Annotated in this window: 16 protein-coding genes; 10 read left to right on the plus strand and 6 right to left on the minus strand. The window is 66.1% G+C overall.

Annotated elements, in window-relative coordinates:
- Window positions 1-31: 31 nt before the first annotated feature.
- The 3 genes from ACSYG9_RS22715 to mptB are packed head-to-tail and all read right to left on the minus strand — an operon-like array spanning window position 32 to window position 3,506.
- Window positions 32-832, minus strand: a complete 801-nt coding sequence (locus tag ACSYG9_RS22715) for an ABC transporter permease (RefSeq protein WP_440124604.1) — start codon at window positions 830-832, stop codon at window positions 32-34.
- On the minus strand, window positions 829-1,770 hold the full coding sequence (locus tag ACSYG9_RS22720; RefSeq protein WP_454840024.1) for an ABC transporter ATP-binding protein: 942 nt from the start codon (window positions 1,768-1,770) through the stop codon (window positions 829-831). Before ACSYG9_RS22720 ends, ACSYG9_RS22715 begins: the two co-directional genes overlap by 4 nt.
- 11 nt (window positions 1,771-1,781) lie before the next feature.
- Window positions 1,782-3,506, minus strand: a complete 1,725-nt coding sequence (gene mptB, locus ACSYG9_RS22725; protein WP_440124606.1) for a polyprenol phosphomannose-dependent alpha 1,6 mannosyltransferase MptB — start codon at window positions 3,504-3,506, stop codon at window positions 1,782-1,784.
- A 93-nt stretch (window positions 3,507-3,599) separates the two neighbouring features.
- On the opposite strand from mptB, the gene ACSYG9_RS22730 reads away from it, so the two are divergent.
- The 8 genes from ACSYG9_RS22730 to ACSYG9_RS22765 all read left to right on the plus strand — a co-directional run bounded on the left by ACSYG9_RS22730 (window position 3,600) and on the right by ACSYG9_RS22765 (window position 10,678).
- Complete coding sequence (locus ACSYG9_RS22730) at window positions 3,600-4,379, plus strand: winged helix-turn-helix transcriptional regulator (protein ID WP_440124607.1); 780 nt, start codon at window positions 3,600-3,602, stop codon at window positions 4,377-4,379.
- 100 nt (window positions 4,380-4,479) lie between these two features.
- Window positions 4,480-5,928 (plus strand): Fe-S cluster assembly protein SufB, encoded by a 1,449-nt coding sequence (gene sufB, locus ACSYG9_RS22735; RefSeq protein ID WP_440124608.1) that lies wholly within the window; start codon window positions 4,480-4,482, stop codon window positions 5,926-5,928.
- Entirely contained in the window at window positions 5,929-7,167 is a 1,239-nt protein-coding gene (gene sufD / locus ACSYG9_RS22740; protein WP_440124609.1) for a Fe-S cluster assembly protein SufD, read from the plus strand.
- 51 nt (window positions 7,168-7,218) lie between these two features.
- Entirely contained in the window at window positions 7,219-8,019 is an 801-nt protein-coding gene (gene sufC / locus ACSYG9_RS22745) for a Fe-S cluster assembly ATPase SufC (protein ID WP_440124610.1), read from the plus strand.
- A 4-nt stretch (window positions 8,020-8,023) separates the two neighbouring features.
- Entirely contained in the window at window positions 8,024-9,280 is a 1,257-nt protein-coding gene (locus ACSYG9_RS22750; RefSeq protein ID WP_454840027.1) for a cysteine desulfurase, read from the plus strand.
- Window positions 9,280-9,759: a Fe-S cluster assembly sulfur transfer protein SufU gene (gene sufU / locus ACSYG9_RS22755; RefSeq protein ID WP_440124612.1), complete on the plus strand. Its 480-nt coding sequence runs from the start codon at window positions 9,280-9,282 to the stop codon at window positions 9,757-9,759. Before ACSYG9_RS22750 ends, sufU begins: the two co-directional genes overlap by 1 nt.
- Complete coding sequence (locus ACSYG9_RS22760; protein ID WP_440124613.1) at window positions 9,756-10,163, plus strand: metal-sulfur cluster assembly factor; 408 nt, start codon at window positions 9,756-9,758, stop codon at window positions 10,161-10,163. The genes sufU and ACSYG9_RS22760 overlap by 4 nt, the downstream gene beginning before the upstream one ends.
- Complete coding sequence (locus ACSYG9_RS22765) at window positions 10,160-10,678, plus strand: MarR family winged helix-turn-helix transcriptional regulator (RefSeq protein WP_454840028.1); 519 nt, start codon at window positions 10,160-10,162, stop codon at window positions 10,676-10,678. Before ACSYG9_RS22760 ends, ACSYG9_RS22765 begins: the two co-directional genes overlap by 4 nt.
- Before the next feature lie 29 nt (window positions 10,679-10,707).
- On the opposite strand, the gene ku is transcribed toward ACSYG9_RS22765, so the two are convergent.
- Both ku and ACSYG9_RS22775 read right to left on the minus strand, forming a co-directional pair.
- Window positions 10,708-11,655, minus strand: a complete 948-nt coding sequence (gene ku, locus ACSYG9_RS22770; RefSeq protein ID WP_440124615.1) for a non-homologous end joining protein Ku — start codon at window positions 11,653-11,655, stop codon at window positions 10,708-10,710.
- A 39-nt stretch (window positions 11,656-11,694) separates the two neighbouring features.
- Window positions 11,695-12,801, minus strand: a complete 1,107-nt coding sequence (locus ACSYG9_RS22775; RefSeq protein WP_440124616.1) for a lycopene cyclase family protein — start codon at window positions 12,799-12,801, stop codon at window positions 11,695-11,697.
- Between the two features lie 177 nt (window positions 12,802-12,978).
- On the opposite strand from ACSYG9_RS22775, the gene ACSYG9_RS22780 reads away from it, so the two are divergent.
- Entirely contained in the window at window positions 12,979-14,610 is a 1,632-nt protein-coding gene (locus ACSYG9_RS22780) for an ATP-binding cassette domain-containing protein (RefSeq protein ID WP_440124617.1), read from the plus strand.
- Window positions 14,611-14,745: 135 nt separating this feature from the next.
- Window positions 14,746-15,000, plus strand: coding sequence for a helix-turn-helix domain-containing protein (locus ACSYG9_RS22785; protein ID WP_440124618.1), 255 nt, complete (start codon window positions 14,746-14,748; stop codon window positions 14,998-15,000).
- Window positions 15,001-15,032: 32 nt separating this feature from the next.
- On the opposite strand, the gene ACSYG9_RS22790 is transcribed toward ACSYG9_RS22785, so the two are convergent.
- Window positions 15,033-15,599: a TetR family transcriptional regulator gene (locus ACSYG9_RS22790; RefSeq protein WP_440124619.1), complete on the minus strand. Its 567-nt coding sequence runs from the start codon at window positions 15,597-15,599 to the stop codon at window positions 15,033-15,035.
- Window positions 15,600-15,722: the final 123 nt, after the last annotated feature.

The following is a 15,722-nucleotide window of genomic DNA, read 5'->3' on the forward strand; positions in this document are numbered from 1 at the left end:
ACGGCCTGTAGTTGGGTGGTTCGGGCAAGGATCAGATGAAGCGGAACCACCGGCTCGCGGCCGCGCCGCCGATCAGGGCCCACACCGCCATCACGACGATGGACAACCAGTCCACGGCCCCTGCGATCGCCGAGTCGAGCGAGAGGGTCAAAGCACCCGACGGAACCAGACGCACGACGTGCACCAGGGCTTCGGGGATCACGTCGTCGAGTAGTACGACGCTGCCGATGCCGAGCAGCACGAACCACACGATGTTCGCGAGCGCCAGCACGATCTCCGCGCGCAGCGTGCCGCCGAGGAGCAGTCCGAGCGTCGCGAACATCACCGTTCCCAGCGCGATGACCACCGCTCCGATGATCAACCCCGTCGCGCTCGGGCGCCAGCCCAGCGCAAGTCCGATGGCGCCGAGAAGAATTGATTGCATCACTACTACGATGCCGACAGCAGTGCTCTTACCTGCGATGATGCCCCATTTCGGGAGCGCGGTCGCACCGATCCTTTTCAGTGCACCGTACCTGCGGTCGAATCCGACGGCGATTGCCTGGCCGGTGAACGCGGTGGACATCACCGCCACCATCATCACCGCGGGCAGCACCCGGTCCACGCGGGCGTCGCCGAGATCGCCGATCGGCAGGAGGGTGAGCCCGATCAGCAACGTGATCGGGATGAACATCGTCAGAAGGAGTTGCTCGCCGTTGCGCAGGAGCAGGGTCAGTTCCATCCGGGACTGTGCCACGAGCATCTTCACGGGCGCATTCGGTCGTGGGCCCGGTGTGAAGGTGCCGGGAGCGAAGCGATTGTCGGCCAGGCGGTCGCGGGATGTCACACTCAACCTCTCAGTTCCCGTCCGGTGAGTTCGAGGAATACGTCCTCGAGGCTGCGCTGGTCGACGCGGATCTCTGTGGCCAGCGCGTCTTGCTCGGCACACCACGTGGCTGCCGCGGCGACCACGGACGGATCGATATCGCCTTCGACGAGATAACGTCCGGGCAGCGCCTCGCGCACCCGGTGCTCCGCCAGCGCGGTCCGCAAGATGGTGACGTCGAGATCGGGTGGCGCCGACAGCCACAGTTGGCCCTCCGCACCGATCCGGGTGACCTCTTCGGGAGTTCCCGAAGCGACGACCTTGCCGTGATCGATGATGACGATCTCGTCGGCGAGTTCTTCCGCTTCGTTCATCAAGTGAGTGGTGAGCAACACGCTGACACCGTCGCGGCGCAGGGCGTCGATCAGTTCCCACACCAACAGCCGGGCCTGGGCGTCCAATCCGGCCGTGGGTTCGTCGAGGAACACCAGTTCCGGGCGGCCGACGAGCGCGCAGGCCAACGCGAGGCGCTGCTGCTGCCCACCGGAAAGCCGCCGGTACGGGGTGCGGCGCGAATCCTCGAGGCCGAGGCGCTGCAGGAGCCAATCCGGATCGAGCGGGTCGGCGGAGTAGGCGGCCACCAGATCGAGCATCTCCCCGGCCTTGGAACCCGGATAGGCGCCGCCGCCCTGCAGCATGACCCCGATCCGTGGCCGCAGGAGGTCGGACTGGGTGATCGGGTCGAGTCCGAGAACACGGACGGTGCCCTCTTCGGGGGTGACGAATCCCTCGCACATTTCCACCGTGGTGGTCTTACCGGCGCCGTTGGGACCGAGTAGAGCGAGCACCTGAGCGGGTTCGACTGTCAGGTCGAGTCCGTCGACCGCGGTCACACCCCCGAATTTCTTGACGACGCCGTCCAGGCGCACAGCGGGAGCCGCACCTGCGGCAGATTTCGAGGTCACGGGTTTCCAGCCTAGGCGTCGGCGGTCTCGGTGGGGCGCGCTGGTGCGTGATCTTCACCGCGCCACGGCAGCAGGGTGCGGGTCGCGACGATCAGAAGACCTGCGACCACGATCGTGGCGATGGCAGCCTGCACGATGATGAACGGTTGGTACTCGCCACCGTTGGGCATCAGGATCACGCTGACCACCGAGGAGAACACGATCGTCGGGATGCGGAAGACAGGTCGGGTCGCCCACGCAGCCAACGGAATTACCGCCCACAGCAGGTACCACGGTTGAACCACCGGGAACAACAGCACGATCGCACCGAGCGAGACACCCAGAGCACCGACCGGATGCAGTCGCCCCGTCAGCACTGCCAGCAGCATCCGCACAGTGACGAACGCCGCCACGAGCGCGGCGATTGGCCGTGTGATGGACAACACCGCAGTCGTGTGGTCGCCCAGGCCGAGTACGACTCCGGCCAGGCCGGTGCCGACGCCGAGCAGGGTGGGGATCGACATCCAGCTGCGGACCTCGGTGGCGGTGCCCAAGGTGTGTGTCCAGCCCAGCCCGAGGCCGCTGCCCCAACTGATCAACGCGATGACCGTGAGCGCGACGACACCGAGCGCCGCGGCTGCCGTGAGTACCGATCGCACCGATCCGCCCCACTTCCGCGCGAGGGCCATGCCGACGAAGCCGAGCGCGAGCAGTGAGGGGACCTTGATCATCGACGACAACGAGATCACAGAGGCGCCGGCCACGAGCCATGCGGCGACGTGCCACCGCGAGGTGCGGGCGGTGTCGCTGTAGACCCCGCGCAGTGCCAGTTCGACACCCGCGAGCATGAGCCCGAGCATCAGCGCTTCGTTGTGGATGCCCGCCACCAGATGGAACAGCAACAGCGGATTCGCGGCGCCGAGCCACAGCGCGCTCACCGGGGCCACCCCGCACCGTCGCGCCAGACGCGGCAGCGCCCACACGATCAGGGCGACGCCGAGCAGTGCGAACAGCCGGTGCACGAAGATGCCCGCGACGATGTTCTCACCGGTGAGGAAGGCAACCTTCTCACCGAGCCAGATGAACGCGGGTCCGTACGGTGCGGAGGTATCGCGCCAGATGTTCGGCACGGTCCGGGTCAGGACGTGATCGACTCCGAGCGCCCCGGCCGGCCCGATGCCGTACGGGTCCATGCCGCGTGCGGCGATCTCACTCTGCGCGAGGTAAGAATACACGTCCTTGCTGAACATGGGGGGTGCCACGACCAGCGGGAGGATCCACAGCAGCAGCGTGCGGTCGAGTTGCGACCGGGTCAGGCGACGCGGTTGCCCGTCGGGGTCGCGGCGTCCGATCGCGAAACGCCCGAGCAGGAGCCACGCGAGGACGACGAGGACGGTTCCCGTCATGGTCAGGGTCAGCGCGGCACTGGGCATCCGGGCGGCGAGCCCGAGCGCGCGGACGCCCTGCACAGGATTCTGCAGGACGGGCTGGGCACCGGCGCCGAGCGCGCCGATGGCCATCAGGACGGCGCCGGTCGCACCGAACAGCCGGATACGGTGCAGCTGGACGGTCTCGGTGGCATCGAGTCCGCGTCCTTCGGTCTCGTCGCCGTGCAGGACCGCGGCCACGTCGTGGCGTGCGCCACGGCCGTCGAGGCCGAAGACGCGTTGGACGAGCGTGAGCGCGCGGGTGCCGATACCGGTTCCGTCGGAGCGCGGATCCGAGGGGGAATCGGTTTCGGGTGGTGTCGACGGCACTCAGGAAGCGTAACGGGCGCCGGGAAAGCGCCCGGACGTGTCTGCCAGTGCCATCTAATCCCACTATTCCCGCGGTGAGGAAGGGCACCCTTGGTGGACCCGGGCTCTGAATTCCGTCACACTGGTGTTGTGAAAAGCCCGTCAGAGTTCGTGGAACATACAGAACGCGCAGGTCGAACACCTGCCGCGGGTTCTGTACGTCCATCGGCCGGACGCGAGCACCACGAAGGGCAGACCCGTGCCGCAGTCGTGAAACTGCTGGTCGAGAACGGGCCGATCACAGCAACCGACATCGGAGAGCGACTCGGCCTGAGCGCAGCAGGAGTGCGCCGCCACCTCGACGCACTCATCGAGTCGGGCGAAGCCCAGTCGGTGGTGCCGCCGCGAGCGAAGGCGCGGGGCCGAGGACGCCCCGCCCGGCGTTTCCAGCTCACTTCCCTCGGTCGTGCCCGACTCGGACATTCGTACGACGATCTCGCAGGCGCCGCTATGCGCCACCTGCGCGAACTCGGCGGTTCCGCCGCGATCGAAGATTTCGCGCGCCGCCGGGTCCAATCCATCGTGGGCGGTATCGAACCGGTCGAATCGGACGACGAGATCGACACGGTGGCCGATGAGATCGCCGCGGCATTCAGTGCGGCGGGATTCGCGGCGTCGACACGCCGCGTCGGGGCCGGCGTCCAGATCTGCCAGCACCACTGCCCGGTCTCGCATGTCGCCGAGGAGTTCCCCGAGCTCTGCGAGGCCGAACAGGACGCATTCGTGCAGTTGTTGGGCAGTCACGTGCAGCGTCTCGCGACGATCGCGAACGGCGACGCATTCTGCACCACCCATGTGCCGGTGCTCCCGGCCAAGGAGCCGCCGAGCCCGTGATCCGCAGCGAACCGCAAGAGATCAGAAACACCAGACAACCCGAAGTTCGTCCGTCGGTACAGCCCGCGCCGACAACCACCCCACTCCGGAAGGAGCCCGCATGACCGTCACATCGGACCAGACATCCGGCGCCGGTACACCGCTGACGCAGGAAGAGGCCATCGAGTCTCTCGGCCACTACGAATACGGCTGGTCGGACTCCGACGCTGCCGGCGCGGTGGCGCAGCGCGGCCTGTCCGAGGACGTCGTGCGTGACATCTCCTCGAAGAAGAGTGAGCCCGATTGGATGCTCGACATCCGTCTCAAGGCGCTGCGGACCTTCGACAAGAAGCCGATGCCGGTGTGGGGTTCGAAACTCGACGGGATCGACTTCGACAACATCAAATACTTCGTGCGTTCCACGGAGAAGCAGGCTGCGAGCTGGGACGACCTGCCCGACGACATCAAGAACACCTACGACAAGCTGGGTATCCCGGAAGCGGAGAAGCAGCGTCTCGTCTCGGGTGTCGCCGCTCAGTACGAGTCCGAGGTGGTCTACCACCAGATCCGCGAGGACCTCGAGTCGCAGGGCGTGATCTTCCTCGACACCGACTCGGGTCTGCGCGAACACCCCGAGTTGTTCCGCGAGTACTTCGGCACGGTGATCCCGGCCGGCGACAACAAGTTCTCCGCGCTCAACACCGCGGTGTGGTCGGGTGGCTCGTTCATCTATGTCCCGCCGGGTGTCCACGTCGACATCCCGCTGCAGGCCTACTTCCGGATCAACACCGAGAACATGGGTCAGTTCGAGCGCACGCTGATCATCGTCGACGAGAATGCGTCCGTGCACTACGTCGAGGGGTGCACGGCACCGATCTACAAGTCCGACTCGCTGCACTCCGCGGTCGTCGAGATCATCGTCAAGAAGGGTGGCCACTGCCGCTACACGACGATCCAGAACTGGTCGAACAACGTCTACAACCTGGTGACCAAGCGCACCAAGGTCGAGGCGGGCGGCTCGATGGAGTGGATCGACGGCAACATCGGATCCAAGGTGACGATGAAGTACCCCGCGGTGTGGATGATGGGCGAGCACGCCCGCGGCGAGGTGCTCTCGGTCGCATTCGCCGGCGAGGGCCAGCACCAGGACACCGGCGCGAAGATGCTCCACCTGGCGCCGCACACCTCCTCGACAATCGTGTCGAAGTCTGTCGCGCGTGCCGGTGGCCGTGCGTCGTACCGCGGTCTCGTCCAGGTCAACAAGGGCGCCTACGGCTCGAAGTCGACCGTCAAGTGCGACGCGCTGCTCGTCGACCAGATCAGCCGCTCCGACACCTACCCCTACGTCGACATCCGCGAGGACGACGTGACGATGGGCCACGAAGCCACCGTCTCCAAGGTCAGCGACGATCAGCTGTTCTACCTGATGAGCCGCGGACTGAACGAGGACGAGGCGATGGCGATGATCGTGCGCGGCTTCGTCGAGCCCATCGCCAAGGAACTGCCGATGGAATATGCACTCGAGCTCAACCGGCTCATCGAACTGCAGATGGAAGGGGCAGTCGGCTAAATGACTGCGGAAGCGAAGAACATTACGACCGCCGGCGGGCAAGGCGTCCAGGACGCCGTCCGCGGCGAGAACCGCGCACCGGCCGTCGACACGCAGGCGGTGCCTGCCACGAACAAGGGTGAGGTGTTCACGTCGTTCGACGTGAACGCATTCGAGATCCCCGGCGGCCGGGACGAGGCGTGGCGGTTCACCCCGCTGCGCCGACTGCGCGGACTGCATGACAGCACTGCCGTCGCCGACAGCACCGCGGCCATCGAGGTCAGCGACGTCGACAATGTGCAGGTCGAAACGGTGGGTCGCGACGACAGCCGACTGGGCCGGGGTGGCGTGCCATTCGACCGGGTCGCCGCGCAGGCGTACTCGTCGTTCGAGACGGCGACCGTCGTCACCGTCGGTCGCGAGGTCGAGGTGGCCGAACCCGTCACCATCACGGTGACCGGCCCCGGCGAAGGACACGTGGCCTTCGGGCACCTCCAGATCCGACTCGACGCGTTCGCGCAGCTCACCGTTGTGCTCGACCAGAAGGGCGGCGGCACCTACGCGGAGAACGTCGAGTTCGTCCTCGGCGACAGCGCACAACTGCGGGTCGTTGCGATTCAGGACTGGGCGGACGACGCCGTGCACGTCGCGGCACACCACGCCCGACTCGGGCGCGACGCCGTGCTGCGGCACTTCACCGTCGGGCTCGGCGGCGACCTGGTGCGTCTCTCCGCCACCACCAAGTACGACGGCCCCGGTGGCGACGCCGAGCTTCTCGGCCTGTACTTCGCCGACGCGGGCCAGCACCTCGAACAGCGTCTTCTCGTCGATCACTCGCAGCCCCACTGCAAGTCGAATGTGGTGTACAAGGGTGCGCTCCAGGGCGACCCCGATTCGGGTAAGCCCGACGCCCACACTGTGTGGATCGGCGACGTGCTGATCCGCGCAGAGGCCGAGGGCACCGACACCTTCGAACTCAACCGCAACCTCGTGCTCACCGACGGTGCGCGCGCGGACTCGGTTCCGAACCTCGAAATCGAGACGGGTGAGATCGTCGGGGCCGGGCACGCCTCCGCCACCGGCCGTTTCGACGACGAGCAGCTCTTCTACCTGCGTGCCCGCGGCATTCCGGAGGATCAGGCCAGGCGGCTCGTCGTGCGCGGCTTCTTCCACGAATTGCTCGAGAAGATCACCGTGCCCGAGGTTCGTGAGCGACTCGAAGCCGCGGTCGAGGCCGAACTCGCTGCGGTCGGCGTCTGACACGCCCCTCCGCTGTTACTCCCATTGACTTTCGAAGGAATCAGTAAACCGATGTCCAGCCCCCAGAACGTCCTCGAGATCAAAGACCTGCACGCGCGCGTCGCGCAGACCGACGCGAACGCCGAGCCGATCGACATCCTCAAGGGGGTGAACCTCACGGTTCGCTCCGGTGAGACCCACGCGATCATGGGCCCGAACGGTTCCGGCAAGTCCACACTGTCGTACGCAATCGCCGGACACCCCAAGTACGAGGTCACCTCGGGTTCGATCACCCTCAACGGTGAGGATGTCCTCGAGATGAGCGTGGACGAGCGGGCACGTGCCGGGCTGTTCCTTGCGATGCAGTACCCCGTCGAGGTGCCGGGCGTGTCGATGTCGAACTTCCTGCGCACTGCCGCCACCGCCGCCCGCGGTGAAGCTCCTAAGCTCCGCCACTGGGTCAAGGAGGTCAAAGAGGCGATGAGCGAGCTGGACATCGACCCTGCCTTCGGCGAACGCAGCGTCAACGAAGGATTCTCCGGTGGTGAGAAGAAGCGTCACGAGATCCTCCAGCTCGGACTGCTCAAGCCGCAGATCGCGATTCTCGACGAGACCGACTCGGGCCTCGACGTCGATGCGCTGCGCGTCGTGTCCGAGGGGGTCAACCACTACCGCGAGCGTGAGCACGGCGGCGTTCTGCTGATCACCCACTACACGCGCATCCTGCGTTACATCAAGCCCGAACACGTGCACGTGTTCGTCGGTGGCCGCATCGTCGAGTCCGGCGGCCCCGAGCTCGCCGATGAGCTCGAAGCGAACGGCTACGAGCGCTTCACCGCCGCTGCAGCGACGGCAGACACCCAGGGAGCGTGACCGTATGACGGTGCCGGTGCGGACATTCGACGTCACCCGGATACGGGAGGACTTCCCGATCCTCGCGCGCACGGTGCGCGACGACAAGCCGCTGGTCTACCTTGATTCGGGGGCGACCTCGCAGCGTCCCGTGCAGGTGCTCGATGCCGAACGCGACTTCCTCTTCACGTGCAATGCTGCGGTTCATCGCGGCGCGCACGCGTTGTCCGAGGAAGCGACCGATGCATACGAAGGTGCACGCGCCGTCATCGCTTCGTTCGTCGGGGTCGATCCCGACGAGGTGGTGTTCACCAAGAACGCCACCGAGTCGCTCAACCTCGTCGCCTACGCATTCGCCGACGCCCGCTTCGCGCACCGGCTCGGCCCCGGCGACGAGATCGTCATCACCGAACTCGAGCACCACGCCAACCTGGTGCCGTGGCAAGAACTGGCCCAGCGCACGGGCGCAACCCTCCGCTGGTACGGCATCACCGATGACGGCCGCATCGATCTCGATTCACTCGAGCTCACCGACGCGGTCAAGGTCGTGGCGTTCACCCATCAGTCCAATGTCACCGGGGCGGTCGCCCCGGTCGAAGAAATCGTCCGTCGCGCGAAAGCGGTCGGAGCGCTGGTAGTGCTCGATGCATGCCAGTCCGTTCCGCACATGGCGGTGGATTTCCGGGCACTCGGAGTCGATTTCGCCGCGTTCTCCGGGCACAAGATGTTCGGACCGTCCGGTGTCGGCGTCCTCTACGGACGCCGTGCACTCCTCGCCGAGGTGCCGCCTTTCATCACGGGCGGATCGATGATCGAAACCGTGAGCATGGACGCGACGTCGTTTGCGGCTCCGCCGCAACGATTCGAAGCCGGTTCGCCGATGTCGTCGCAGGCCGTTGGTCTCGGTGCCGCCGTGCGGTATCTACAGGACATCGGTATGGACGCGGTCGCAGCGCACGAACACGAACTGACCGCTGCTGCCCTTGCCGAACTCGGTGACATCGACGGGTTGCGTCTCATCGGCCCGAGTACACCGGAACAACGCGGCGGCGCAGTGTCGTTCGTCGTCGACGGTATCCATGCTCACGATCTGGGCCAGATCCTCGACGACGAGGGCGTGGAAATTCGTGTGGGACACCACTGCGCGTGGCCGTTGCACCGTCGATTCGGCGTTGCCGCAACTGCGCGTGCGTCCTTCGCGGTGTACAACACGCTCGACGAGGTCGCAGCGCTCGGCGCCGCGATCCGCCGTGCACAGGACTTCTTCGGGGTGCGTGGCTGATGCGAATGGAACAGATGTACCAGGAAGTGATCCTGGACCACTACAAACACCCCCACCACCGGGGGTTGCGCGATCCGTACGGCGCCGAAGTGCACCACGTCAATCCCACCTGCGGTGACGAGGTGACCCTGCGCGTGCACGTCGAGGAGGGCGTTGTCGCCGACGTGTCCTACGACGGACAGGGCTGCTCGATCAGTCAGGCCTCGACGTCGGTGCTCACCGACCAGGTGATCGGCATGCCGGTAGAGGACGCGATGACCACCGTCGCGAGCTTCGCCGAGATGGTCGGCAGCCGCGGCACCATCGACGGCGACGAGGACGTGCTGGGCGACGGTATCGCCTTCGCCGGGGTGTCGAAATACCCCGCGCGGGTCAAGTGCGCCCTGCTGGGTTGGATGGCGTTCAAGGATGCTGTCGTGCAGATCGCCGCCAGTACGAGCGACGACGAAACCGTATCGAGCGGAGGACCGAACCGATGACCGAACCCGCCCCCGACACCGCTGTCGGAGACACCGAGCAGATCACCGACGACGCTGCGGCACTGGTGGCCGACACAGCACCGCCGCTGGACCCCGTGCGCCTCGATGAGCTGGAGGAAGCGATGCGCGATGTGGTCGACCCCGAACTCGGCATCAACGTCGTCGACCTCGGGCTCGTCTACGGAATTTCCGAATCTGCCGAGGCCGTCACCGTCGATATGACGCTGACATCCGCCGCGTGCCCGCTCACCGATGTGATCGAAGATCAGGCTCGCGGTGCCCTGGTGCGTAGTGGACTGTGCGACGAGTTGCGCATCAACTGGGTCTGGATGCCGCCGTGGGGACCCGACAAGATCACCGATGATGGGCGTGAGCAGCTGCGCGCGCTCGGTTTCACGGTGTGACGACTACAGATACCTCTGAATCGGCGGATGCGCCGTCGGCCTCGGTGCCGGCGGACGCCGCTGATTCGGGCCCCGGCGCCGACCCGGTGGTCGGGCTCGAACAGGGCCTGGTGATCCTGTGGCGTCGCATCCGCGGTCTGATTCGCGAGCGTGCGGCAGCGGTGCATCCCAAACTCGATCCGGTCTGTTATCCGATGCTGATGATGCTGCGCCGCGCCGATGCTGTGGCGATGGCCGATCTTCATGCGGACCTGGGCATCGAGAAATCCACTCTCACTCGCCGGATCGACAGCACGGTTCGTCTGGGTCTGGTCGAGCGGACACCCGACCCGCACGATGCGCGTGCTCGTCTCCTGGCACTGACCCCGCTGTGCCGCGAACGCCTCAGCGAACTCGAATCGGTGCAGACCGAGCAGTGGCGCACCCGATTGTCGGACTGGGACAGCACCGACATCCGCCTACTCGGTGAGCTTCTCGGCCGCCTCGGCGACTCGATCGAAGCACACGAAGACTGACCGGCACCGACTGTGGATCGCCTCTCGTTCTAGGCGCGCTTGCGCGCAGTGCTCTTCTTCGCGGTGCTCTTGGACGCGGTGGCCTTCTTCGGAGCCGCTTTCTTGGCAGCAGTCTTCTTCGCCGATGCGTTCCGCCCGGTCGACTTCGTCGCGGCCTTCTTCGTACCGCCGTCCTGATCGTCGGTGTCCTGCTTTCCACCCGCAGCCTTGACACTGCGTTGCAGCGCGGCCACCAGGTCGAGGACCTCGGCGTCCTCACCCTCGGTCGACGCTTCGGCGACCTGGAAGACCTTTTCGCCGCCGCGCTCGATCGCGTCGTCGAGCAGCGCACGCAGTTCCATCTGGTATTCGTCGGTGAACTCGGCGGGATCGAAATCCTCGGACATCGACTCGACGAGTGTCTCGGCCATCGCGAGTTCCTTGTCGGTCGGCGCCGCGACATCGTCGAGCGCACCGAACTCGGCGGCACGTACCTCGTCCGGCCACAACAGCGCCTGCAGGACAAGTACCCCGTCGGTGGTTCGCAGCGCCGCGAGCCGGGTGCGTTGCCGCAGCGTGAAATGCACCAGAGCGGTGCGATCGCTGCGTTCGAGTGTCGCCGCGAGCAGCGCATAGGCCTTGGGGGAAGCCGAATCGGGTTCGAGATAGTACGTCTTCTCGAACAGGATCGGATCGATCTGCTCGGTGGGGACGAACTGCAGGACCGGAATTTCGTGTTTCTCGGCGGCAGGCAACTTCTCGAAGTCGTCCTCGGTGAGCACGACGCGCACACCCTCATCGGATTCGTAGGCCTTGTCGATGTCCTGGAAAGGGACGATCTCACCGCATTCGCTGCACACACGCTGGTATTTGATCCGGCCACCGTCGGCCGCATGGACCTGATGAAACCGGATGTCGTGACTTTCGGTGGCCGAGTATACTTTCACGGGTACGTTCACGAGCCCGAACGCGATTGCACCCTTCCAGATCGAACGCATGGCTCCATCATGATCGACCTCGACCTGCCGCGCTGCGCTTCAGAGGATTGCACGCATGATCGATCCGCGAACACCCCACGGGACCGCTGCGAACAGTCGGCGCATGCCATCGAGGGTTCCCAGGACGTCGGTTCGCCCCGAGAGGTAGGCGCGTTGCCGGTCGGGCGGCAGGTCGAAGAACGCGGCGAAGAACTCGGGGACCTCTGCCGGGCGCAGGCCGAGCAGCACTCGCAGCCCGAGTGTCCGTAGAGCAGCGACAGTACGCGCTGAACTCGGCCACAGGGACCGGTAGGGATCCGCCCCCGACCGGATCGCCGATGCCACTGGATCCGCGGCAGTGAGCGCGGCGGCAACCGCGTAACCGGTCGCCGGGTGCATCAGCCCGCCACAGGCACCGAAACCGAGCGCGCCGTCGTGCCGTCGCGCTCCGCCCTCCACGGAGAACCGAACCCGCTCCACCGAGGCGGTGGCAGCAACCTCGACGTCTCGTGCGGCCAGTCGTCTCGTGAGTCTGCGCTGTAGTTCGGGGAGGGGGAGCGCGGGTCTTCCCACCAGACAAGTCTCTTCGAGCAGAACTTGTTCGTCGTCCAACGGCACGGCGTACAGAAACGACGGAGTGTCCGCATCGCTGGTGCCGTTGTCCTGCCGCCAGTCCATGAACCACGCCGAGTGGCCCTCGAGAGCCGGCGCCGCAGTGTGCGCGTCGGTCACCACGCCGAAGGCTGTCTGCTGAGCACACGTAGGCGGTGCCGGTACCCCGCGGGCATCGAACACATGTGAGGCACGCAGTCGTTTCCCATCGTCGAGAACCACCGCACCGGGACCGACCGAGCGGACGCTGGCCTGCGTCACCGCCACCGACTCGAGTGACAGCGACTGCTGCAGCGCAGCGGTGTCGAGCACGACATACGGACGGTCGAGGACGTGAGGGTGCGTGGTCCACACTCCCGGGGACTCGATCCGCGTCGCGAGAACATTGTCGGGTAGCCACGACGGCAATTCGTCCGCCCAGGCGCCGTAGGTTGCGGTCCACGGCCGGTGTGGGGACGGGTCGACGGCCCGCACCGACAGACCGGCCTCCGCGCAACGCGCGGCCAACGCACGCCCGGACGGCCCCAGACCTGCGACCAGCACATCCGTGGTCACTGTCGTGGCCGTACGGTTCTCAGCCTGATCATGATCGCCACACTAATCCGCATTCGCGCCGACGTAGTGCATCTCACCTCGTGAAACGGCGCGTGGCGCAGTAAAATGAATGGTTCGTGTGCCGTATGCCCGGCATCATGTTCCACACACAGTCTCAGCCATCGAGGAGCTCTACGCGTGATCACCGCCACCGACCTGGAAGTCCGCGCCGGCGCGCGGACGCTGCTCTCCTCACCAGGATCAGCGCTGCGTATCCAGGCGGGTGACCGGATCGGGCTGGTGGGACGCAACGGCGCCGGGAAAACCACCACACTGCGCATCCTCGCCGGGGAGGGCGAACCGTACGCGGGCACCGTGATTCGCTCGGGCGATCTCGGCTATCTTCCCCAGGATCCGAAAGAAGGAAATCTCGAGGTCCTCGCCAAGGACAGGGTGCTCTCCGCGCGCGGACTCGACGAGATTCTCCGCAGCATGGAGAAGCAGCAGGCGCTGATGGCCGAAGCTGCCGACGACAAGGTCCGCGACCGTGCCGTGCGCAAATACGGCTCGCTCGAGGAGCGGTTCTCGACGCTCGGCGGGTACGTCGCCGAGTCCGAGGCCTCCCGGATCTGTCACAGCCTCGGTCTACCCGACCGAGTTCTCGGTCAGCCGTTGCACACGCTGTCCGGTGGGCAGCGCCGCCGCGTCGAACTGGCTCGGATCCTGTTCGCCGCGTCCGACGGATCCGGCGGCAAGTCGGACACCACGCTGCTACTCGACGAGCCCACCAACCACCTCGACGCAGACTCGATCACCTGGCTGCGTGGTTTTCTGCAGAACCACGAGGGTGGCCTCGTGGTCATCAGCCACGACGTGGATCTTCTCGCCGACGTGGTCAACAAGGTGTGGTTCCTCGACGCTGTGCGCGGCGAGGCCGACATCTACAACATGGGGTGGAAGAAGTACCTCGACGCCCGCGCGACCGACGAGGCGCGCCGCCGGCGCGAACGCGCCAACGCGGAGAAGAAGGCTTCGGCGCTGCAGAAACAGGCAGCGAAGCTCGGTGCCAAGGCGACAAAGGCCACCGCGGCGCAGAACATGGCCAAGCGCGCCGAAAAACTGCTCAACGATCTCGATGACGTGCGCGTGGCCGACCGGGTCGCCAAGATCCGGTTCCCCACGCCCGCAGCCTGCGGCAAGACGCCGCTCATGGCCAAGGAATTGACGAAGGTCTACGGATCCCTCGAGATCTTCACCGGCGTCGATCTGGCCATCGACCGTGGTAGCCGCGTCGTGATCCTCGGACTCAACGGCGCCGGTAAGACCACGCTGCTGCGTCTGTTGGCGGGTGTCGAGACCCCCGATCTCGGAGAACTGGAGCCGGGGCACGGGCTCAAGGTGGGCTACTTCGCGCAGGAGCACGACACGATCGACGACGCGGCAACGGTGTGGGAGAACATCAGGCACGCAGCACCCGACGCCGGTGAGCAGGACCTGCGCGGTCTCCTCGGCGCGTTCATGTTCACCGGTCCGCAGCTCGATCAGCCGGCAGGCACACTGTCCGGTGGTGAGAAGACCCGTCTGGCACTCGCCGGACTGGTGTCGTCTGCAGCGAATGTGCTGCTGCTCGACGAACCGACCAACAACCTCGACCCGATCTCTCGTGAGCAGGTGCTCGATGCGCTACGGAGCTACGAAGGCGCCGTGGTTCTGGTCACGCACGATCCGGGAGCTGCCGAGGCGCTCGATCCGGAGCGCGTCATCATGCTGCCGGACGGCACCGAGGACCACTGGTCTCAGGACTACCTCGAGCTGATCCAGCTGGCGTGACGGCGAGGCCCGAGGCAGGTTCCCGGACCGAGAGTTCGTCCCTCGATCCGGTCGGCGTTGCGCGATCCGCTCCGGGCGCTGCCTGCGTGAACTAGCCTGGTGCTGGGACCTTCGGCGAGGCGACGGGAGGATTCGATGGCGCGAAATCCTGACACTGGGCAGCCTTCGTACGCGAAGGGAGCCAGAGTGACCGGGGAGTCCAGAGACCGGTTACAGGCCGAGCTCAAGCGACGCTACGAGGCCGGCGCGAGTATTCGGACACTGGCGCAGGAAACCGGGCGATCATACGGCTTCGTGCACAACGTGCTGGTGGAATCGCAGGTGCGGTTGCGCGGCCGCGGTGGCCCGAATCGTCGGCGTGCCGCATCCGCGAGCAACAGCGGTAGTTGAGACCGTCTGGCGCCGACCTGCGATGATCGCGGTCAGTCGCGACGGCGGACCGACTCTTCGACGAGGTCGAGCACCTGTCCGAGTTCATCCTCCGCATGACCTGACGCGAGCCGCGAGATGAGCCCGTCGAGGACCAGATCGAGATACGCGACGAGCACTTCTGTCGGCACATCGTCACGGAGCTTCCCGGCGTCACGCTGACGCTCGAGGCGGCCGACCGTGGCCTCGGTCAGCTCGGCCGAATGCTGGGTCCACGCCTTCGCGAATTCGGGATCGGTGCGGAGTCTGCGTGTGATTTCGAGCCGGGTTCCGAGCCAGTTGAACTGCGCGGGCGTCGAGAGCATGTCACGCATGACCTGGACGAGACCCTCATTGCTGGCGACATCCGCCATGCGTTTGGCATCTTCCTGCGCGAGCGCGAGGAACAGCCCGTCCTTGTCCTTGAAATGGTGGAAGATCGCGCCGCGAGAGAGACCGGTGGCGATCTCGAGACGTCGGACGGTCGCTCCGTCATAGCCGAATTCGGCGAAGCAGCGTCGTGCGCCGTCGAGAATCTGGCTGCGCCGCGCGGCGAGGTGATCCTCACTGACCTTGGGCACTACCTACATCCTTCCGGAACAGGGCCGTGGCGGAAACGAGGCGGTCGGTGGTGGCACGGCGGGCCCGCGACGAGTTGTGTCCCGGGCCCGCCGGTGCCGTACCGGAGTGGCCGCGTGGCCACG

It is taken from the genome of Rhodococcus sp. SJ-2, from assembly GCF_053750035.1.

Coding starts and splice junctions, on each gene's coding strand:
- ACSYG9_RS22785 (WP_440124618.1), top strand. CDS start 14,746: ATGGCGCGAAATCCTGACACTGGGCAGCCTTCGTACGCGAAGGGAGCC.
- ACSYG9_RS22760 (WP_440124613.1), top strand. CDS start 9,756: ATGACCGAACCCGCCCCCGACACCGCTGTCGGAGACACCGAGCAGATC.
- ACSYG9_RS22750 (WP_454840027.1), top strand. CDS start 8,024: ATGACGGTGCCGGTGCGGACATTCGACGTCACCCGGATACGGGAGGAC.
- sufD (WP_440124609.1), top strand. CDS start 5,929: ATGACTGCGGAAGCGAAGAACATTACGACCGCCGGCGGGCAAGGCGTC.
- ku (WP_440124615.1), bottom strand. CDS start 11,655: ATGCGTTCGATCTGGAAGGGTGCAATCGCGTTCGGGCTCGTGAACGTA.
- sufC (WP_440124610.1), top strand. CDS start 7,219: ATGTCCAGCCCCCAGAACGTCCTCGAGATCAAAGACCTGCACGCGCGC.
- sufB (WP_440124608.1), top strand. CDS start 4,480: ATGACCGTCACATCGGACCAGACATCCGGCGCCGGTACACCGCTGACG.
- sufU (WP_440124612.1), top strand. CDS start 9,280: ATGCGAATGGAACAGATGTACCAGGAAGTGATCCTGGACCACTACAAA.